This window comes from Streptomyces sp. WAC 06738, from assembly GCF_003945505.1.
GTDB lineage: Bacteria > Actinomycetota > Actinomycetes > Streptomycetales > Streptomycetaceae > Streptomyces.
In genome coordinates, this window is sequence record NZ_CP029618.1 from 6,075,371 (window position 1) to 6,094,329 (window position 18,959).

17 protein-coding genes and 2 riboswitches are annotated in these 18,959 nt (G+C 72.2%); of the genes, 10 read left to right on the plus strand and 7 right to left on the minus strand.

The features are described from left to right. The 5 genes from DMB38_RS26820 to gcvT all read right to left on the minus strand — a co-directional run bounded on the left by DMB38_RS26820 (position 1) and on the right by gcvT (position 5,897). A complete protein-coding gene (locus DMB38_RS26820) occupies positions 1-753 on the minus strand; it encodes a transglycosylase SLT domain-containing protein (protein ID WP_125937306.1) in 753 nt (250 codons plus the stop codon). Between the two features lie 3 nt (positions 754-756). Beyond that, positions 757-947, minus strand: a riboswitch (cyclic di-AMP (ydaO/yuaA leader). 478 nt (positions 948-1,425) lie between these two features. After that, on the minus strand, positions 1,426-2,823 hold the full coding sequence (locus DMB38_RS26825; protein ID WP_125937307.1) for an L-serine ammonia-lyase: 1,398 nt from the start codon (positions 2,821-2,823) through the stop codon (positions 1,426-1,428). Positions 2,824-2,948: 125 nt separating this feature from the next. After that, positions 2,949-4,232 (minus strand): serine hydroxymethyltransferase, encoded by a 1,284-nt coding sequence (gene glyA / locus DMB38_RS26830; RefSeq protein WP_125937308.1) that lies wholly within the window; start codon positions 4,230-4,232, stop codon positions 2,949-2,951. Between the two features lie 55 nt (positions 4,233-4,287). Beyond that, positions 4,288-4,662, minus strand: a complete 375-nt coding sequence (gene gcvH, locus DMB38_RS26835) for a glycine cleavage system protein GcvH (protein WP_125937309.1) — start codon at positions 4,660-4,662, stop codon at positions 4,288-4,290. Between the two features lie 101 nt (positions 4,663-4,763). Further along, on the minus strand, positions 4,764-5,897 hold the full coding sequence (gene gcvT, locus DMB38_RS26840; RefSeq protein ID WP_125937310.1) for a glycine cleavage system aminomethyltransferase GcvT: 1,134 nt from the start codon (positions 5,895-5,897) through the stop codon (positions 4,764-4,766). Positions 5,898-6,045: 148 nt separating this feature from the next. Then, positions 6,046-6,144: riboswitch (glycine riboswitch) on the minus strand. Positions 6,145-6,308: 164 nt separating this feature from the next. Between gcvT and DMB38_RS26845 the strand changes: the two genes are divergently transcribed. After that, positions 6,309-6,872, plus strand: coding sequence for an AAA family ATPase (locus DMB38_RS26845; protein ID WP_240662491.1), 564 nt, complete (start codon positions 6,309-6,311; stop codon positions 6,870-6,872). Positions 6,873-6,933: 61 nt separating this feature from the next. Here DMB38_RS26845 and DMB38_RS26850 read toward each other — a convergent pair whose 3' ends face one another. Continuing rightward, positions 6,934-7,539, minus strand: coding sequence for a hypothetical protein (locus DMB38_RS26850; RefSeq protein WP_240662492.1), 606 nt, complete (start codon positions 7,537-7,539; stop codon positions 6,934-6,936). A gap of 131 nt (positions 7,540-7,670) precedes the next feature. Here DMB38_RS26850 and DMB38_RS26855 point away from each other — a divergent pair, with 131 nt between their 5' ends. From DMB38_RS26855 to DMB38_RS26895, 9 genes are all read left to right on the plus strand, one after another. Further along, on the plus strand, positions 7,671-8,444 hold the full coding sequence (locus DMB38_RS26855) for an enhanced serine sensitivity protein SseB (RefSeq protein ID WP_125937311.1): 774 nt from the start codon (positions 7,671-7,673) through the stop codon (positions 8,442-8,444). Between the two features lie 132 nt (positions 8,445-8,576). Beyond that, the gene (locus DMB38_RS26860; RefSeq protein ID WP_125937312.1) at positions 8,577-9,377 is read left to right on the plus strand and encodes an enhanced serine sensitivity protein SseB C-terminal domain-containing protein; all 801 of its coding nucleotides are present in this window, start codon (positions 8,577-8,579) and stop codon (positions 9,375-9,377) included. Between the two features lie 370 nt (positions 9,378-9,747). Next, positions 9,748-10,746, plus strand: a complete 999-nt coding sequence (locus DMB38_RS26865) for an ABC transporter permease (RefSeq protein WP_125937313.1) — start codon at positions 9,748-9,750, stop codon at positions 10,744-10,746. 116 nt (positions 10,747-10,862) lie between these two features. Continuing rightward, entirely contained in the window at positions 10,863-12,593 is a 1,731-nt protein-coding gene (locus tag DMB38_RS26870) for an ABC transporter substrate-binding protein (RefSeq protein ID WP_125937314.1), read from the plus strand. 75 nt (positions 12,594-12,668) lie between these two features. After that, positions 12,669-13,676, plus strand: coding sequence for an ABC transporter permease (locus DMB38_RS26875; RefSeq protein WP_125937315.1), 1,008 nt, complete (start codon positions 12,669-12,671; stop codon positions 13,674-13,676). Beyond that, entirely contained in the window at positions 13,673-14,848 is a 1,176-nt protein-coding gene (locus tag DMB38_RS26880) for an ABC transporter ATP-binding protein (protein ID WP_125937316.1), read from the plus strand. Before DMB38_RS26875 ends, DMB38_RS26880 begins: the two co-directional genes overlap by 4 nt. Beyond that, positions 14,845-16,050 carry a dipeptide ABC transporter ATP-binding protein gene (locus tag DMB38_RS26885; protein WP_125937317.1) on the plus strand — a complete coding sequence of 402 codons (1,206 nt, stop codon included), beginning with the start codon at positions 14,845-14,847 and terminating at the stop codon, positions 16,048-16,050. The genes DMB38_RS26880 and DMB38_RS26885 overlap by 4 nt, the downstream gene beginning before the upstream one ends. 27 nt (positions 16,051-16,077) lie before the next feature. Beyond that, positions 16,078-16,737: a trimeric intracellular cation channel family protein gene (locus tag DMB38_RS26890; protein WP_206337750.1), complete on the plus strand. Its 660-nt coding sequence runs from the start codon at positions 16,078-16,080 to the stop codon at positions 16,735-16,737. A gap of 127 nt (positions 16,738-16,864) precedes the next feature. Beyond that, the gene (locus tag DMB38_RS26895; protein ID WP_125937319.1) at positions 16,865-18,055 is read left to right on the plus strand and encodes a cysteine desulfurase family protein; all 1,191 of its coding nucleotides are present in this window, start codon (positions 16,865-16,867) and stop codon (positions 18,053-18,055) included. A gap of 89 nt (positions 18,056-18,144) precedes the next feature. On the opposite strand, the gene DMB38_RS26900 is transcribed toward DMB38_RS26895, so the two are convergent. After that, positions 18,145-18,906, minus strand: coding sequence for an N-acetylmuramoyl-L-alanine amidase (locus tag DMB38_RS26900; RefSeq protein WP_125937320.1), 762 nt, complete (start codon positions 18,904-18,906; stop codon positions 18,145-18,147). Positions 18,907-18,959 lie beyond the last annotated feature (53 nt).

The following is an 18,959-nucleotide window of genomic DNA, read 5'->3' on the forward strand; positions in this document are numbered from 1 at the left end:
TCAGTACGGACCGTAGACGTTGTCGATCGAGCCGTACCGGTCGGCCGCGTAGTTGCACGCGGCGGTGATGTTGGCGACCGGGTCGAAGCTGTCGGTCGAGGTGCCGGGTACGTGGTAGGCCTCGAAGGTGGGAGCGATGACCTGGAGCAGGCCCTTGGAGGGCGTGCCGTTGATGGCGTTGATATCCCAGTTGTTGATGGCCTGCGGGTCGCCCGCGGACTCCCGCATGATGTTGCGGTAAATGCCGTCGTAGGTCCCCGGGATGCCGTGCTCGGCCATGATGTCGAGCGACTCCCGGATCCAGCCGTCGAGGTTGTCCGGGTAGCTCGTGACGGACGCGCTCGTGGTCTTCAGGCCGGACTCGGATTCCTTCGGCTCGCTCGTGTCGGCCTTGGCGCCGAGCGAGAGTTCAAGGCCGGGGAGGATGAAGTGCGGGTTGTCGCCGACGGCCTCGCGGTTGTCCTTGTACAGCTTCTTCCAGCCGCCGCGTACGCCTTCCTTGTCGGCGATCTTCGACAGGGAATCTCCGGCGACCACGGCATAGGTGGCCGCTGCCGCGCCGGCGGTCGCCGCGGCGGGGGCCTCGGCGCGTACGCCGGTCTGGGGGGCGGACGCGGGGACGGAGCCGGCGGCGGATGCCGAGGACGCGCCGATCAGCGGGGCGGCGATCGCGACGCCGCTGACGCCGGCGAAGGTGATGCCGCGGCCGATCAGACGCAGCTTGGGACGGCGGTGCTTACCTCTTGCGGGCATGGGTCTTTCTCCTCCTGCGCCTGCGAGGTGAGCTGTCGGGTTCGGGCTGGAGATGCCCGGCCGCACCGCGGTGCGACTTCACCCCAAGCCGTTCCGGAATCCGGACCGGCGACTTACCTATGGGTCCCCCGCTCCTGCCGTGTGTCATTAGGGAACGGTTTCCGGATGGCGGCAGGATTCGGCGTCCACCCGGCTGGCGGAGACTTAAGCATGTCTTTCCGGTCCGGACAAGCTGCGGAACTCGTCCGGCCAATACGGGACCGGCTCGGAGGCCGGATGGGCGCCGCCGCGGAAAGCGGAGAAGTCCGCAACTCGCTTTCGGAACACGGAAACTGTGAATTCCCCCCGCCGGTGCCCGCGGCCGAACGTGATTCGCGTCACCGGACGGAGGGGGCCAATCGGTCAGAGGCGCGGGGCGATCGGGGGCGAATCCTTCAAATGGTACGTATCGCCTCGTCGGGGAATGTCCGACAAGTCCGTTTGTTCTTGACCGTCCGGCGGCGCGTATGCGCGAGGGGAATTCACGAATTCATCGCGGGGAACCCGTTCGCCCATGAGGGCGAAGGGGCGTCAACTGGCCAAGGGAAAAGGACGCCTTCCGGATCGCCGCCGGATTGCGGGCGGAGGAGGGGAAGTTGGCGGCTGCGGCCGGAAAGGCTCTCGCCAACTCCCTCAGCACTCCACCACGTTGACCGCGAGGCCGCCGCGGGCGGTTTCCTTGTACTTGACCTTCATGTCCGCACCCGTCTCCTTCATCGTCTTGATGGCCTTGTCGAGGGAGACGAAGTGCCGGCCGTCGCCGCGCAGTGCCATGCGGGCCGCCGTGATGGCCTTGACCGCCGCCATGCCGTTGCGTTCGATGCACGGGATCTGGACCAGGCCGCCGATCGGGTCGCAGGTCAGGCCCAGGTTGTGCTCGATGCCGATCTCGGCGGCGTTCTCCACCTGTTCCGGGGTGCCGCCGAGGATCTCGGCGAGGCCGCCCGCGGCCATGGAGCAGGCGGAGCCCACCTCTCCCTGGCAGCCGACCTCGGCGCCGGAGATGGAGGCGTTCTCCTTGAAGAGCATGCCGATCGCGCCGGCCGCGAGGAGGAAGCGGACCGCGGTGTCTTCCTCCCCGGCGCGGCTGTCCCCGCCCGGTACGAACTCCGTCGCGTAGTGGAGGACCGCGGGGATGATGCCCGCCGCGCCGTTGGTGGGGGCGGTGACGACGCGGCCGCCGGCGGCGTTCTCCTCGTTGACCGCCATCGCGTAGAGGGTGACCCACTCCATCGCGTGCGCCGCCGGGTCGCCCGCCGCGCGGAGCTGGCGGGCCTCGCCGGCGGCGCGGCGGCGGACCTTCAGGCCGCCGGGGAGGATGCCCTCCCGGCCGGTCCCGCGGGCGACGCACTCGCGCATGACCCGCCAGATCTCCAGCAGCCCGGCGCGGATCTCCGCCTCGGTGCGCCAGGCGCGCTCGTTCTCCAGCATCAGCGAGGAGAGCGACAGGCCGGTCTCGCGGGTGCGGCGCAGCATCTCGTCCGCGGTACGGAACGGGTGCTTCAGCACGGTGTCGTCGAGCTTGATCCGGTCCTCGCCGACCGCCTCCTCGTCGACGACGAAGCCGCCGCCCACCGAGTAGTACGTCTTCTCCAGCAGCGTCCCGCCGTCCGCGTCGTACGCGGCCAGCGTCATGCCGTTCGCGTGGTACGGCAGCGAGCGGCGCCGGTGCAGGACGAGATCGGCGGAGGCGTCGAAGGGGATCTCGTGGTCGCGCCCTATCTCGGCGCCCAGCAGGTGCAGCCGCCCGGTGGCGCGGATGCGCTCCACCTCGCCCTCGGCCCACTCGATGTCGACGGTGCGCGGCGAGTGGCCCTCCAGGCCGAGAAGCACGGCCTTGGGGGTGCCGTGGCCGTGGCCGGTGGCGCCCAGGGAGCCGAAGAGTTCGGCGCGTACGGCGGCGGTGTGGGCCAGCAGGCCCTCGTTCTTCAGCCGGCGCGCGAACATCCGGGAGGCCCGCATCGGGCCGACCGTGTGCGAGCTCGACGGGCCGATGCCGATCGAGAAGAGGTCGAAGACGGAGATGGCCACTCGGGACTCCCTTGTCCTTGCGTGGGGCGTGCGCGTGTGTGGTGCGGGTGGTGACGGCTTGCGCGTACGGCCCCGGGGCCCGGCGGCCCGCCGCGTCGCTGCGGCGGGCCGCCGGGCCGTACGGGCTACAGGCCGGGGTACAGCGGGTGCTTCTGCGCCAGGGCGGTGACCCGGGCGGCTAGTGCGGCCGTCTTCGGATCGCCGGAACCCCAGCGGGTGAGGGGTGCTTGGAGGGCTTCCGCGATGACGTCGGCGACCTCCTCGAAGTCCGCGGCGGCGAAGCCGCGGGTGGCCAGCGCGGGCGAGCCGATGCGCAGGCCGGAGGTGACCATGGGCGGGCGGGGGTCGTCCGGGACCGCGTTGCGGTTGACGGTGATGCCGATCTCGTGGAGCCGGTCCTCGGCCTGCTGGCCGTCCAGCTCGGACGCGCGCAGGTCGACCAGGACCAGGTGGACGTCCGTACCGCCGGAGAGCACCGAGACGCCGGCCGCGCGGGCGTCGTCCCGCAGCAGCCGCTCGGCCAGGATCCGGGCGCCGTCCAGCGTGCGCCGCTGCCGCTCGCGGAACTCCTCGGACGAGGCGATCTTGAACGACACCGCCTTGGCCGCGATCACGTGCTCCAGCGGGCCGCCCTGCTGGCCGGGGAAGACCGCCGAGTTGATCTTCTTGGCGAGGGCCTGGCGGGAGAGGATGACCCCGCCGCGCGGGCCGCCGAGGGTCTTGTGCGTCGTGGTGGTGACGATGTCCGCGTACGGCACGGGGTTGGGGTGCAGGCCCGCGGCCACGAGACCGGCGAAGTGCGCCATGTCGACCATCAGCAGCGCGTCGACCTCGTCGGCGATCCGGCGGAAGCCGGCGAAGTCGAGCTGCCGGGGGTACGCCGACCAGCCGGCGATGATCAGCTTCGGCCGCCGCTCCTTGGCCAGCCGCTCGACCTCGGCCATGTCGACCTGGCCGGTCTCGGCGTCGACGTGGTAGGCGGCGACGTCGTACAGCTTGCCGGAGAAGTTGATCTTCATGCCGTGGGTCAGGTGCCCGCCGTGGGCCAGGTCCAGGCCCAGGATCGTGTCGCCGGGCTTCAGCACCGCGAACATCGCCGCCGCGTTCGCCGACGCGCCCGAGTGCGGCTGGACGTTCGCCGCCTCGGCGCCGAAGAGCGCCTTGACCCGCTCGCGGGCCAGCTCCTCGGCGACGTCGACGTACTCGCAGCCGCCGTAGTAGCGGCGGCCGGGGTAGCCCTCGGCGTACTTGTTGGTGAGGACCGAGCCCTGCGCCTCCAGCACGGCGACCGGGGCGAAGTTCTCCGAGGCGATCATTTCGAGGGTGGACTGCTGGCGCTTGAGCTCGGCGTCCACGGCGGCGGCGACCTCGGGGTCGACCTCGTGGAGCGAGCCGTTCAGAAGGGACATGGGACCTTCCGGGAAAGAAGAGGGACGCGGTCGGGCGGGGCTGCGGCGGCGGAGCTCAGCCCGCGGTGAACTCGGTGTACTCGGCGGCGGACATCAGGTCGGCGGCCTCGGCCGAGACGCGCACCCGGAAGAGCCAGCCGTCCTGATACGGCCCGGAGTTCACCAGCGCCGGGTCGTCCACGACGTCCTGGTTGGTCTCGGTGACCTCCCCGGTCACCGGCGCGTAGAGGTCGGAGACGGACTTCGTCGACTCCAGCTCGCCGCAGGGCTCGCCCGCGTTGACCGCGGCGCCCACCTCCGGCAACTGGACGAAGACGACGTCGCCCAGCGCGTTCGCGGCGTGGGCGGTGATGCCGACGGTGGCGACGCCGTCGGCGATCGCGACCCACTCGTGTTCCTTGCTGTAGCGCAGGTGCTCAGGGTTGCTCATAAGGCGATTCTCCAGGATCGGGACGTCAGAGGCGTAAAGGGGCGCTGGTGGCGCGGTCGAGGGCCGCCGCGGGAAGGGGCCGGTGGCTCTCGCGGAGCCGGTCAGGGGCGCTTGTAGAACGGCAGGGCGACGACCTCGTACGGCTCGTGGCTGCCGCGGATGTCGACGCCCACGCCGGTGGCCGCCGAGGGCCCGGAACCGGCGTGCGCGGCGTCCACGTACGCCATCGCGATCGGCTTGCCCAGGGTGGGGGAGGGGGCGCCGGAGGTGACCTCGCCGATGCGCCGGCCGCCGGCCACCACCTCGTACCCCGCGCGCGGCACCCGCCGGCCCTCGGCGACCAGGCCGACCAGCACCCGCGGCGGCTCCGCCGCGGCGCGCCCGGCGGCCTCTTCGAGCGCCTCGCGCCCGACGAAGTCGCCGGGCTTGTCGAGCTTGACGACCCGGCCGAGCCCGGCGTCGAAGGGCGTGAGCGCGGTGGTCAGCTCGTGCCCGTAGAGCGGCATGCCGGCCTCCAGACGCAGGGTGTCGCGGCAGGAGAGCCCGCACGGCACCAGGCCGTCGTCCGCGCCCGCCGCGGTGAGCGCGGCCCAGACGGCGGGCGCGTCCGCGGGGCGTACGAAGAGCTCGAAGCCGTCCTCGCCGGTGTAGCCGGTACGGGCGATGAGCGCGTCCGCGCCGGCGACGGTGCCGGGCAGGCCCGCGTAGTACTTCAGGCCGGCCAGGTCCGCGTCGGTGACCCGGCCCAGGATCTCCTGCGACCTGGGGCCCTGCACGGCGATGAGGGCGTACGCGTCCCGGTCGTCCCGCACCTCGGCGCCCGGGAAGCCGGCGGCCCGTTCGGCGAGGGCGTCCAGGACGACCTGGGCGTTGGCGGCGTTCGCGACGATCATGTACTCCTCGTCGGCGAGCCGGTAGACGATCAGGTCGTCGAGGATGCCGCCGTCCTCGCGGCAGATCATCGTGTACCGGGCGCGGCCCGGGCGCACCGCGGAGAGCCGGCCCACCAGGGCGTAGTCCAGCAGGTCCGCGGCCTGCGGGCCGGTGACGGCGATCTCGCCCATGTGGGAGAGGTCGAAGAGGCCGGCGCGGGTGCGCACCGCGACGTGCTCCTCGCGCTCGCTGCCGTAGCGCAGCGGCATGTCCCAGCCGGCGAAGTCGGTCATGGTGGCGCCGAGGGCGCGGTGCGTGGCGTCGAGCGCGGTACGGCGCGGTGCAGGGCTCTCAGTGGTCATCGTCAGGCTCCCGGACAGGGGGTGGTCGTGTCCTCCCCATCTGTCATCGGAACCTGAGAGGTTCGCCACGACCCCGCGGGAGCGTGGCTTGCACCTTGGGTGGGGCGGCGCCGGCGCTCGGCCGGGCACGCCCGCTTTTCAGATCTGCCTCGCCCGCGCGGTGACTGGTGCCTGAGAGATTCAAGGGAGGACTTGCTCCTTCGGCGCCCGGTGCGACGAGGCACCGGGACTCTCCCGCGCGGGTTCGAACGGCCGGTATGCAGTTGGCGGGGCCCATCATTGCACGCGCCCTCGACCGCGGGACAGGGGAAGAAGTGGGAGGCCACCTTCCGTTGCGTCCTTGTCGAGCCCCGCCGCTGTTGCGAGGCTTGTGGACGGCAAGAGGCGGCGGTGCGGGGCGTGGGAGGCAGCGTGACGGTGGAGCAGGCGGCCTCCAGGGAACGGCTTCGATATCCGGAGGGGGACATCGTCGTGATCTCCGGGCTGCCGGGCAGCGGCAAGAGCACGCTCATGCGCCGCACGCAGCCGCCGGCCGCGGTCCGGCTGATCGACTCGCAGTACGTGCGCGAGCGCTGGGCGCGCAAGCTGGGCACGCGGCTGCCGTACGCCCTCTACCGGCCGTTAGTCCGCATCGACCACTACGCGCGGCTGCGCCTGGCGGTCCGCGCGGGCGGCAGCCTCGTCGTGCACGACTGCGGCACGCTGCCGTGGGTGCGGTGGTGGCTGACCAGGCAGGCCAGGCGGCACGGGCGCGGGATGCACGTCGTGGTGCTCGACGTGCCCGCGGACGTGGCGCGGGAGCGGCAGGCGCGGCGCGGGCGAGCCGTCTCGCGGTACGCCTTCGCCCGCCACCGGTGGGCGCACCGCAGGCTGCTGGACTGGGCGAGCGCCGGGCAGCCGGCGGAGGGCTGCCACTCGGTACTGGTGCTGGACGGCGAGGCGACCGGGGCGCTGCGCTCGATCAGCTTCGGCTGAGCTCGGGCGGGCGGCTGCCCGCCGGACCGGTCCCGCGCCCAGACCGCTGCGCACCGGACCGCTACGCGCCGGAGCGCGCCGGCAGCTTCGGCGGCACCGCCGCGTTCGGCGGCGTCTGCGGCACCTGCCCCGCCGGCACCAGCCCGCTGGCCGCCGTCGCCGAGAGGACCCGTACCAGCGCCGTCACGGTCACCGGGGACCGCTCGGCCACCGCCGCCCGGTCGCCCGCCCGGCCGGCCCGTACCAGGCGGGCCAGCTCCTCCCGCAGCGAGCCGACGGCCTGTGCCAGGGCGGTCGTCTCCCGCGCCTTCATCGACTTCACCGTGCCCTTGGCCCCCGCCGCCGCGCCCACCGCGTCCAGGTGCGCGCGCACGTCGGGCAGCGTGCGCGGGTTCTGCCGGCCGCCGTCGGCGACCGCCTGCTGGACCTGCTCGACGGTCCTCACCGTGGCGGCGGTGAGCTGCCCGAGCTCCCCCAGCAGGTGCAGCGTCGAGGGGTCGACGTCGGTGGCGGCCGGGACGGAGGCCGCGGTCCTGCCGCCGGGGTGCCCGCCCCCGGCTCCGTCCCCGGCGGCGGCGACGGGCCCGGCCATGCCGAGCACGAGGGCGCCGCCGGCGACGGCGGGGACGACGGTGGCGGCGAGGCCGGCCATTCGGTTCGTACGCATGGAAAACGGGCTCCCTGTCGCGAGGTCGTGAGGGTGAGGGGACTCCACCGTGGGCAGGTGCGGGCTTCGCCCGCGAGCGCTCGCAGCCGTTAGGGTGCCGACGTTCATCCCCCGAGAGTTGGCTGGTCCCGATGAGCTTCGACTACCGCTCCCCGCAGCCCCCCGCCACGGGCGGCTTCCCCGGCAACGAGCTGGAGGAGGTGCTCGCCGCCTCGCTCGGCAACCCGCAGGCCGCCCCGCGGCTGCTGGAGGTGCTGGGCCGCAGCAGCCTCTGGGTGCCGCTGCCCGCGGGCGGCGGGCCCGACAGCCCCTCGCTCCCCGTGCCGACGACCGAGATAGGCGGCGCGCCGTACGTGCCGGTGTTCTCCTCGCAGGAGGAGTTCCTCCGGGTGAGCGGCTCCCACATGTCGTTCACCGTCGCGCCCGCCCGCGAGTTCGCCCGCGGGCTGCCGCCGCAGGTCGGCATCGCGGTCAACCCCGGCGGCACGGTCGGCGTGCCGCTGCCGCCGGCGGCGGTCGCCGAGCTGTGCCGGGACCGCGGGGCGGCGCGGCTGCCGGGGGAGGCGCGCGGCGGCCGGGTGCGGCTGTTCACGCCGGACTGGCAGGACGACCCGGTGGACTTCCTGGCGGTCGCGCGGGAGGAGTTCGAGCGGATCGGGGTGGTACGCAGCGCGCGCCGGGGGCTCGCGAGCGTCGAGGGCGGTGCGGAGCAGCTCTACATCGGGGTGGAGCTGCTGGACACGTACGACGAGAGCAGGCAGGCGACGGTGGAGGCGCTGGGCCGGGCGCTGGGCGCGCAGCCGGTGCCGTGGAAGGTCCAACTGGTCTTCCTCGACGCCGCGGTGGACCCGGTGATCACCTGGATGCGGGCCAAGGTCGAGCCGTTCTACATCCGGGTCGGCTGACGCGGTCAGGCTCTAAGCTGGTTTGATGACCTTTCCGGGCGTACACGCGTGCCCGGGAGCGGCGGGAGCCGAGACGAAGGGTTGGGGCCCAGGGTGAACGGGGGCGCGAGCGGGCGGGCGCCGGGAGCGGGGGTGGACCAGTTGGTCCGCCAGGTGGCTCCCGGCAGGTACGACGCGTACGAGGCGCTGCTCGCCGCGCTGGCCGCCGGGCAGGTGTGGATGCTGCTCTGGCAGGGCCGCCCCGACTCGCCCGACGCGCAGTACGGCAGCATGCAGATCGAGGGCCACGCCTACGCGCCCTGCTTCAGCTCCGACCGCGAGCTGGCCGCCAGCGGCTGGGCCGGTGCCCACGAGCCCGTCGCCGGGGCGGAGATCGCCGCCGCGCTCTACCCCGACCGCTGGGGCCTCTGGCTCGACCCGCACGCCGCGGGCGGCGGCGTCGGCGTCCCCTGGCTCGACCTGCGCCGGGTGGCCACGGGCCTGGACCGGCTGCCCGCGGGCCCGCTGCGGATCGCGGAACCGGTCGTGGACGTCGCGCAGTTCTACGCCCTGCTGGGCCAGACCGCCCACCGCACCCCCGCCGTGCGCACGCTCTGCCGCGCCTGGGTGCAGCCGGTGCTCGGCGAGCCGTACCTCGCCATCGGCATCGACCTGTACGACACGGGCGCGCAGTCCGTCGCCGCGGCGCAGTCGATGATGCAGGAGTCCGTGGCCGCCGTGCCCCCGGGCCTCGCGGTCTCCACGGTGGCGCTGGCCGACGACCACGACCCGGTGGCGATGTGGATGCGGGCGAACTCCCGGCCGTTCTTCGACCGCGGCGCCTACGGCGGCGGCCCGGCCGCCCCGCCCGCCGGCTACGGCTACCCGCCGCCGCACTCCGCGGGCGGCGCCGCGCAGTCCGGCTGGCAGCCGGGACCCGCCCCGCAGTTCTGAGCCTTCGGCCCCGCCCCGCCCTCCCGTCCGACTCCGTTATATCCGCACTATCCCGATATCGGCCCGGCGAAGATCCGCTCAGCGGCGGTCGGATGTCCGGATAACGGTTATCCACTGCTTCGCATCACGTTTGCGCATCCATTCCCCTTGGGGTCTGGCGAGTGATCGCAGGCGCATTGAAGACTCCCCCCGCAGGAAGCTGTCGTTCCCCTGTGCGACGGCAGGGCTTCACGATCACCCGGTACGGGCACCAGGCACGACGGCACCACGGATCACGGCACCACGGCATGACTTGCACCAGCGAAGCGATTGAGCCGCTACCGCGGCAGACGACGGCGGGACGCCGCCGCTCGAGAGGGGTCCCCACAACATGACGGCACCTATCGAGACCACCGGCGCCACCGAGGCGACGCCGGAAGCTCTCGTCGAGGGCGTGGACAAGAGCCGGATCGAGGGCCGTTCGCTCGGGCGTATCGCCTGGATGCGGCTGAAGCGCGACCGCGTCGCCATGGCCGGCGGCGTCCTCGTGGTGCTCCTCATCCTGATCGCCGCGCTCTCCCGGCCGATCCAGGCGGCCTTCGGGCTCGACCCCAACAGGCTCAACCAGGACCTGGTCGACCCCTCCCTGGCCACGCCGTACGGCTCGTTCGGCGGCATGAGCTGGGACCACCCGCTGGGCGTGGAGCCGCGGCTCGGCCGCGACATCGCCACCCGGATCCTCGAAGGCTCCTGGGTCTCGCTGCTCGTCGCCTTCGGCGCCACCATGGTCGCCGTCGTGATCGGCACCGTCCTCGGCGTGATCGCCGGCTACTACGGCAAGTGGGCGGACACGATCATCAGCCGGACCATGGACACGTTCCTGGCCTTCCCGGTGCTGCTCTTCGCCATCTCGATCTCGGCCGCGCTGCAGGGCGGCGCGTTCGGGCTGAAGGGCCTGGAGCTGCACATCGGCGTGCTGATCTTCGTCATCGGCTTCTTCAGTTGGCCGTACATCGGCCGCATCGTCCGCGGACAGACGCTCAGCCTCCGTGAACGCGAGTTCGTGGAGGCGGCCAAGAGCCTGGGCGCGCGCGGCCCCTTCATCCTCTTCCGGGAGCTGCTGCCGAACCTGGTGGGGCCGATCCTGGTCTACTCCACCCTGCTGATCCCGACCAACATCCTCTTCGAGGCGGCGCTCAGCTTCCTCGGCGTGGGCATCCAGCCGCCGCAGGCCTCCTGGGGCGGCATGCTGAGCAGCGCGATCGACTACTACCAGGTCGATCCGATGTTCATGGTCGTACCGGGCGTGGCGATCTTCCTGTCCGTGCTGGCCTTCAACCTCTTGGGCGACGGGCTCAGGGACGCACTCGATCCCAAGGGCCGCCGATGACACCGATGACCCCAAGAAGCAGCCTGGGCGCGGCACCCGCCGTTCCCGCTCTCGTCCCATCACTCCGAACCAGGGGGCAACGCCTCACCATGAAACTCAGGTCGAAATCAGCCGCCATGCTCGCGGTTGCCGTCTCGGTCGCGCTGACCGTCTCCGCCTGCGGCGGTGGCAGCAACGACGACGACTCGGACGGCGAGGGCGGCGGCGCCGCCGCGAACGCGGCGATCGATAAGGTCCTCAACGCCTCCGACAAGAAGGGCGGCACCCTCGTCTACGAGTCCGCCGACGTGCCGGACTCGATGGACCCGGGCAACACGTACTACGGCTACGTGTGGAACTTCAGCCGCCTGTACGCGCGCTCCCTCATGACCTACGCCCCCGGTCCGGGCGCGCAGGCCGCGGAGCCGGTGCCGGACCTCGCCGAGGGTCCCGGTGAGGCGTCCGACGGCGGCAAGACCTGGACGTACAAGATCAAGAAGGGCGTCAAGTACGAGGACGGCACCGAGATCACGGCCGGCGACGTCAAGTACGCCGTCGAGCGGAGCAACTACGCCCGCGACGTGCTCTCCCTCGGCCCGAACTACTTCGCCCAGTACCTGAAGAACCCGGACGACTACAAGGGTCCGTACAAGGACAAGAGCGAAGAGGGCATCTCGTCCATCGAGACCCCGGACGACCACACGATCGTCTTCAAGCTCGACCAGGCGTTCCAGGAGTTCGACTACCTGGTGGCCATGACCCAGACGGCGCCGGTGCCGCGGGACAAGGACAACGGCGCGGACTACCAGAAGAACATCGTCTCCTCCGGCTCGTACAAGTTCGAGAGCTTCAACCTGGACAAGTCCGCCACCCTGGTCCGCAACGACCAGTGGGACCCCAAGACGGACAAGATCCGCAAGCAGCTCCCGGACAAGATCGAGGTCCGGTTCAAGGTCAACCCCGAGACCATCGACAAGAACATCGAGGCCGGTAAGACCCACGTCATGTTCGACGCCCTCGGCGTCACCGCTCAGACCCAGTCCCAGCTCCTGCGGGACAAGGCCAGCAACATCGACAACCCGACCGGCGGCCGGCTCACCTACCTGGCCATGAACACCCAGCTCGCGCCCTTCGACGACGTCAACTGCCGCAAGGCCGTGGAGTACGCCGTCGACAAGGACTCCTCGATGCGCGCGCTCGGCGGCGAGCCCAAGGGCGAGATCGCCACCACCGCGCTGCCCCCGGACGTGCCGAGCCACGAGGCGTACGACGACCCGTACGCCACCGAGGGCAGCAAGGGCGACGTCGAGAAGGCCAAGGCCGCGCTGAAGGAGTGCGGTAAGCCCGACGGGTTCGACACCGTGCTCACCGCGCGCACCGAGCGGCAGGACGAGATCGACAACGCCACCGCGATCCAGGCGGCCCTGAAGAAGGTCGGCATCAACGCCGAGATCCAGAAGTTCCCCGGCGGCAAGTACTTCACCGACTTCGCGGGCTCCCGCAAGTGGACCGAGGACAACAACGCCGGTCTGTACATGATGCAGTGGGGTTCCGACTGGCCCAGCGGCTACGGCTTCCTGCAGCAGATCGCCAACGGCGGCGCGCTCGGCGAGTCCGGTAACACGAACATCTCGTACCTGGACGACCCGGAGATCAACAAGCTCCTGGACGACTCGATCGCGAACCCGGACAAGGCGGCCCGCGCCAAGGCGTACGCCGAGGTGGACAAGAAGATGCTGGAGACGGCGGCGATCGTGCCCCTCTCCTACTTCAAGGTCCTGCACCAGCGTTCGGACAAGCTCACCAACCTGGTGGTCTCGCAGGCGTTCAGCGGTCAGTACGACTACCTGAACCTCGGCCTGAAGTAGCATCCCCACCGGCTGCGCGGGCGGTGCCCTCACCGGCACCGCCCGCGCCGCCCGGACCGTGGAAGGCACGCCCTCGTGTTCGCGTATCTCATCCGGCGGCTGCTGGCCGCGGTGCTGCTGCTGTTCGTCGTCAGCGCCATCACCTACGCCATCTTCTTCGTCCTGCCGCGGCTGGCAGGCAGCACCCCCGACCAGCTCGCCGCGCAGTACATCGGCAAGAGCCCGGACCCCAAGACCATCGACGCGGTCAAGAAGAACCTCGGCCTCGACGATCCCGTCTACGTCCAGTACTGGGACTTCATCCGCGGCATCTTCGCCGGCCGGGAGTTCAACTTCGGCCCCGACCCGTCGCAGTGCAGCACACCCTGCCTCGGCTACTCCTTCCGCGACCACCAAGAGGTCTGGCCGGAGATGCTGGACCGGCTGCCGGTCACCGCCTCGCTGGCCATCGGCGCCGCCGTGCTGTGGCTGATCTCCGGGGTGACGACGGGCGTGATCTCGGCGCTGCGCCCGGGGTCGATCTTCGACCGCGCGGCGATGGGCATCGCCCTGGCCGGCGTCTCCCTGCCGATGTTCTTCACCGGCACCATCGCGCTGGCGCTGTTCACCTTCCACTGGCAGATCTTCCCGAACGAGTACACACCGCTCACCGAGAACCCGGTGCGGTGGTTCCAGGGGCTGGTGCTGCCCTGGTTCTCCCTGGCGTTCCTCTATTCCGCGCTCTATGCGAGACTCACGCGCGCCGGGATGCTGGAGACCATGGGTGAGGACTACATCCGCACCGCCCGCGCGAAGGGCCTGAAGGAGCCGGTGGTGATCGCCCGGCACGGACTGCGCTCCGCGCTGACGCCCATCGTGACGATCTTCGGCATGGACTTCGCGCTGCTGCTCGGCGGGGCGGTGATCACCGAGACGGTGTTCTCCTTCAACGGGGTCGGTTCCTGGGCGGTGCAGTCCATCAGCGAGAACGACCTGCCACCGATCCTCGGTGTGACGTTGTTCGCCGCCTTCTTCATCGTGATCTGCAATCTGGTGGTCGACTTCGTGTACGCCGCCATCGACCCGAGGGTGAGGGTCTCGTGACCGGTCTGACGAAGACGGGCGCCGTCGGCGAGCCGGTACCGGCCGCCGCCGAAGCGTCGGCGTTCCTGGACATCCGGGACCTCAAGGTCCACTTCCCGACCGACGACGGCGTGGTGAAGTCCGTCGACGGGCTCTCCTTCCAACTGGAGAAGGGCAAGACCCTCGGCATCGTGGGCGAGTCGGGCTCCGGCAAGTCCGTCACCTCGCTGGCCGTCATGGGCCTGCACACCGCAGGGCAGTACGGCAAGCGCCGGCGGGCGCAGATCTCCGGCGAGATCTGGCTCAACGGGCAGGAGCTCCTCTCCGCGGAGCCCGACGCGGTGCGCCGGCTGCGCGGCCGCGAGATGTCGATGATCTTCCAGGACCCGCTCTCCGCGCTGCACCCGTACTACAAGATCGGGTACCAGATCGTGGAGGCGTACCGGGTCCACCACGACGTCGACAAGAAGACCGCGCGCAAGCGGGCCATCGAGATGCTCGACCGGGTCGGCATCCCGCAGCCCGACAAGCGCGTCGACGACTACCCGCACCAGTTCTCCGGCGGCATGCGCCAGCGCGCGATGATCGCGATGGCGCTGGTGAACAACCCCGAACTGCTCATCGCCGACGAGCCGACGACCGCGCTCGACGTCACCGTGCAGGCGCAGATCCTCGACCTGATCCGGGATCTGCAGAAGGAGTTCGGCTCCGCGGTCATCATCATCACCCACGACCTCGGCGTGGTCGCGGAACTGGCCGACGACATCGTGGTGATGTACGGCGGCCGGTGCGTGGAGCGGGGCTCGGCCGAGCAGATCTTCGACCGGCCGCAGCACCCGTACACCTGGGGCCTGCTCGGCTCCATGCCGCGCATCGACCGCGAGGCCACGGACCGGCTCATCCCGGTCAAGGGCAGCCCGCCGAGCCTCATCAACGTGCCCAGCGGGTGCGCGTTCCACCCCCGCTGCCCGTACGCGGACGTGCCCGCGGACAACGCCAGCCGCACCGTACGGCCCGAGCTGCGCGAGGTCGGCGGTGGGGGCACCCCCGCCAGTGGGGGTACCCCCGCCAGTGAGGGCGTAGCCGGTGGGGGAGAGGGCGTAGCCGGTGGGGGAAGGCACTTCGCCGCCTGCCACCTGCGGCAGGAAGACCGGGAGCGCATCTACACCGAAGAGATTGCGCCGAAGCTGTGAAGGACGACGCTGTGCCCGAGACGAAGGCCGACAAGGCGAGCTCCTCCGCCGGCTCCGCCTCCACTGGCGGGGGTGCCCCCACAGCGGGGGACGGGAAGGAGACCGGCGCCGCGGCGGCCGGCCCGGCCGACGCCGGCGGGGCGAAGGCGACCGCGACCATTCCGGGCGCGCGGCTGCGCAAGAAGCCCGCCGCCGGCACCGAGCCGCTGCTGAAGGTCTCCGGGCTGACCAAGCACTTCCCCATCCGCAAGGGCCTCATGCAGCGCCAGGTCGGTGCGGTGCAGGCCGTGGACGGCATCGACTTCGACGTGCTGCCCGGCGAGACCCTGGGCGTCGTCGGCGAGTCCGGCTGCGGCAAGTCCACCATGGGCCGGCTGATCACCCGGCTGCTGGAGCCCACCGGCGGCACCGTCGAGTTCCAGGGCCGGGACATCACGCACCTGAGCACGGGCCAGATGCGCCCGCTCCGCCGCGACGTGCAGATGATCTTCCAGGACCCGTACTCCTCGCTGAACCCGCGGCACACCGTCGGCACCATCGTCGGCGCCCCCTTCAAGCTGCAGAAGGTGCGGCCGGAGGGCGGGGTGAAGAAGGAGGTCCAGGGGATCCTGGAGCGGGTCGGGCTCAACCCCGAGCACTACAACCGCTATCCGCACGAGTTCTCCGGCGGCCAGCGGCAGCGCATCGGCATCGCCCGCGCGCTCGCCCTGCAGCCCAAGCTGATCGTGGCGGACGAGCCGGTCTCGGCGCTGGACGTGTCGATCCAGGCGCAGGTGGTCAACCTCCTGGACGACCTCCAGCAGGAGTTCGGCCTCACCTACGTGATCATCGCCCACGACCTGTCCGTCGTCCGGCACGTCTCGGACCGGATCGCGGTCATGTACCTGGGCAAGATCGTCGAACTCGCCGACCGCACCAGCCTGTACCAGGAACCGCTGCACCCGTACACCAAGGCGCTGATGTCCGCGGTGCCGGTGCCGGACACCAAGCGCCGGCAGCAGCGCGAGCGGATCCTGCTCAACGGCGACGTGCCCTCGCCGATCGCGCCGCCGCTCGGCTGCCGCTTCCACACCCGCTGCTGGAAGGCCACCCAGGTCTGCAAGACCAAGGAGCCGCCGCTGCTGGAGCTGAAGCCCGGCCGGCGCACCGCCTGCTGGCACCCGGAGAACGCGCCCGACCAGGCGCCCGACGACAAGAAGTAGGACGTGCCGGAGTAACACGGGGGCGTGGTGTCCGACGAGTTGTTCACCCCGTCCTTGCAGCACTGGCTGGACCTCGCGGGGATCTTCGTCTTCGGGATCTCCGGCGCGCTCCTCGCGGTCCGGAAGAACTTCGACGTCTTCGGCATCGCGGTGCTCGCGCTGGCCACCGGGCTCGGCGGCGGGCTGCTGCGGGACCTGGTGATCGGCGCGGTGCCGCCGGCCGCGTTCACCGAGCCGGGATACCTGTTCACGCCGCTCGTCGCCGCGCTGCTGGTCGTCTTCCTCCACCCCGAGGTGGAGCGGATCACCAGCGCGGTCATGGTCTTCGACGCGGCCGGACTGGGGCTCTTCTGCGTCACCGGCACGCTCAAGGCGGACGAGTACGGGCTCGGCCTCACCTCCGCCGCCGTCCTCGGGCTGACCAGCGCGGCCGGCGGCGGCGTGGTGCGCGACCTGCTCGCCGGTGAGGTGCCGTCGCTGCTCCGCTGGGACCGGGAGATGTACGCGGTGCCGGCGCTGGTCGGCGCGGTGGCCACCGCGCTGCTGATCCGCTTCGACCAGGCCGGGCCCGCGACGGCGACGGCCGCGGCGGCGGTGGCGTTCGTGCTGCGGCTGCTGGCGCTGCGCTTCCGCTGGCGGGCCCCGCGCGCCTGGCAGCGGCGCAGCAGGGCCGCGGGGGAGGGCTGAGGGCGGGCCGGGGGGGCGGGCTGCCGCCCGGCGGGTGCGGTACGGAGACGGGTGCCGGAGCCGGGGTCCGTACGGCCGGAAGGCGGCGTTCGGCGGGCGGGGCGGGCGCCGTAGAATCGGGACCATCATGGACCAGGCCGTCTACCTCGACCACGCCGCCACCACCCCGATGCTCCCCGAGGCGGTGCGGGCCATGACCGAACGCCTCACCGCCACCGGCAACGCCTCCTCGCTGCACGCCGCGGGCCGGCGGGCCCGGCGCACCGTCGAGGAGTCCCGGGAGCGGCTGGCCGCCGCCTTCGGCGCCCGGCCCAGCGAGGTGGTCTTCACCTCCGGCGGCACCGAGGCGGACAACCTCGCGGTGAAGGGCCTGTACTGGTCGCGGCGGGCCGAGGACCCAGCCCGTACCCGGGTACTCGCCAGCCCGGTCGAGCACCACGCGGTGCTGGACGCCGTGCACTGGCTGCAGAAGCACGAGGGCGCCACCGTCGACTGGCTGCCCGTCGACGCCTACGGCCGGGTGCACCCCGACGGGCTGCGCGCCGCGCTGGAGCGCGGCCCCGCCGGGGGCGCGGGCGACGTGGCGCTGGTGACGGCGATGTGGGCCAACAACGAGATCGGCACGGTCCTGCCGGTCGCGGAACTCGCCGCCGTGGCACGCGAGTACGGCGTGCCGATGCACTCCGACGCGGTGCAGGCCGCGGGCCAGGCGGAGGTCGGTTTCGGGGCGAGCGGGCTGGCCGCGCTGACGCTCACCGGGCACAAGATCGGCGGCCCGTACGGCATCGGGGCGCTGCTCCTCGGCCGCGGGTACGCGCCGGAGCCGCTGCTGCACGGCGGCGGGCAGGAGCGCGAGGTGCGCTCCGGCACGCTGGACGTGCCGGCGGTCGCGGCGTTCGCGGTGGCGGCGGAGCTGGCCGCGGAGCGGCGCGCGGAGTTCGCCGCCGAGGTGGGCGCGCTCCGCGACGCCCTGGTGGCGGCGGTACGGGCCGCGGTGCCCGACGCGGTGCTCAACGGCGACCCGGACCCGGCCGGGCGGCTGCCCGCCAACGCGCACTTCTCCTTCCCCGGCTGCGAGGGCGACTCCCTGCTGCTGCTCCTGGACGCCCAGGGCATCGCCTGCTCCACCGGCTCCGCCTGCACCGCGGGGGTGGCCCAGCCCAGCCACGTGCTGCTCGCCGCGGGGGCGGACCCGGACCTGGCGCGGGGCACGCTGCGGTTCTCGCTGGGGCACACGTCGACGGAGGCGGACGTGGCGGCGCTGGCGGCGGCGATCGGGCCCGCGGTGGCACGGGCGCGGGCGGCGGGGCTGACCTGACCCGGCCGGCTTCATCCGGCCTGGCCCGCGGCGGCGCGGGGCGGTGCGGCCCGTAGCGGATGCGCGGCTCTGCGCGCGCGCCGCCGGGATCAGGAGTCGCGCGCCGGGCGGGCGTTCGCCCTCCGTTCCGCCGCGGCGTGCGCCCTGCGCACCAGGCGCATGTACCGCGGCCAGTCCCAGTGCGGCCCGGGGTCGGTGTGGTCGGCCCCCGGGACCTCGTTGTGGCCGACGATGTGCTCCCGGTCCACGGGTATGCCGTAGCGCCGGCAGATGTCCGCGGTGAGCTCCGCCGACGAGCGGTACATCACGTCGGTGAACGTCTCCGGGCGGTCCACGAAGCCCTCGTGCTCGATGCCGACGCTGCGCTCGTTCCACTCCCGGTTGCCCGCGTGGAAGGCCACGTCCAGCTCCCGGACCGTCTGCGCCACGTGCCCGTCCTCCGCCCGGATGACGTAGTGGGTGGCGGCGCCGTGGCCCGGGTCGCCGAAGACCTGGAGCGCCACCGCGTAGCTGCCCTCGGTGACGTGGACGACGACGCGGTCGATGCCGTAGTCCGCGGGGCGGTCGGCGCGGCGCCAGTTGGCCTCCGAGGCGCCGGCCCAGCCGGCCGCGGCGTAGTCCAGCTCGCCCGGCCTGCGCGGCTTGTCGATGCCGGGGATCTGCCACCACATGCGCTTGAGCTGCTCGTACCCGGCCCAGCCGAGGCCGGCGCCGACCGCGCCCACGCCGAGGGCGGCGAGCACGGCGCGGCGGCTGGAGCGCGTGCGCGGCTGCCCGCTCGCGGGCGGCCCGGGATCCGCGCCGGGCTCCCCCGCCCCGCGCGCCGGTTCTGCGCCGTCCGTCGTCGGCATGCGGTCGTTCCTTCTCGTTCCCGCTCGTTGGTCTCGATCGGCCAACGCCTCCG

Bases quoted from the DNA above. Each gene is read 5' to 3' on its own strand.
- DMB38_RS26820 (WP_125937306.1), bottom strand. From the start codon at position 753: ATGCCCGCAAGAGGTAAGCACCGCCGTCCCAAGCTGCGTCTGATCGGC.
- glyA (WP_125937308.1), bottom strand. From the start codon at position 4,232: ATGTCCCTTCTGAACGGCTCGCTCCACGAGGTCGACCCCGAGGTCGCC.
- gcvH (WP_125937309.1), bottom strand. From the start codon at position 4,662: ATGAGCAACCCTGAGCACCTGCGCTACAGCAAGGAACACGAGTGGGTC.
- gcvT (WP_125937310.1), bottom strand. From the start codon at position 5,897: ATGACCACTGAGAGCCCTGCACCGCGCCGTACCGCGCTCGACGCCACG.
- DMB38_RS26850 (WP_240662492.1), bottom strand. From the start codon at position 7,539: ATGCGTACGAACCGAATGGCCGGCCTCGCCGCCACCGTCGTCCCCGCC.
- DMB38_RS26855 (WP_125937311.1), top strand. From the start codon at position 7,671: ATGAGCTTCGACTACCGCTCCCCGCAGCCCCCCGCCACGGGCGGCTTC.
- DMB38_RS26865 (WP_125937313.1), top strand. From the start codon at position 9,748: ATGACGGCACCTATCGAGACCACCGGCGCCACCGAGGCGACGCCGGAA.
- DMB38_RS26870 (WP_125937314.1), top strand. From the start codon at position 10,863: ATGCTCGCGGTTGCCGTCTCGGTCGCGCTGACCGTCTCCGCCTGCGGC.
- DMB38_RS26895 (WP_125937319.1), top strand. From the start codon at position 16,865: ATGGACCAGGCCGTCTACCTCGACCACGCCGCCACCACCCCGATGCTC.
- DMB38_RS26900 (WP_125937320.1), bottom strand. From the start codon at position 18,906: ATGCCGACGACGGACGGCGCAGAACCGGCGCGCGGGGCGGGGGAGCCC.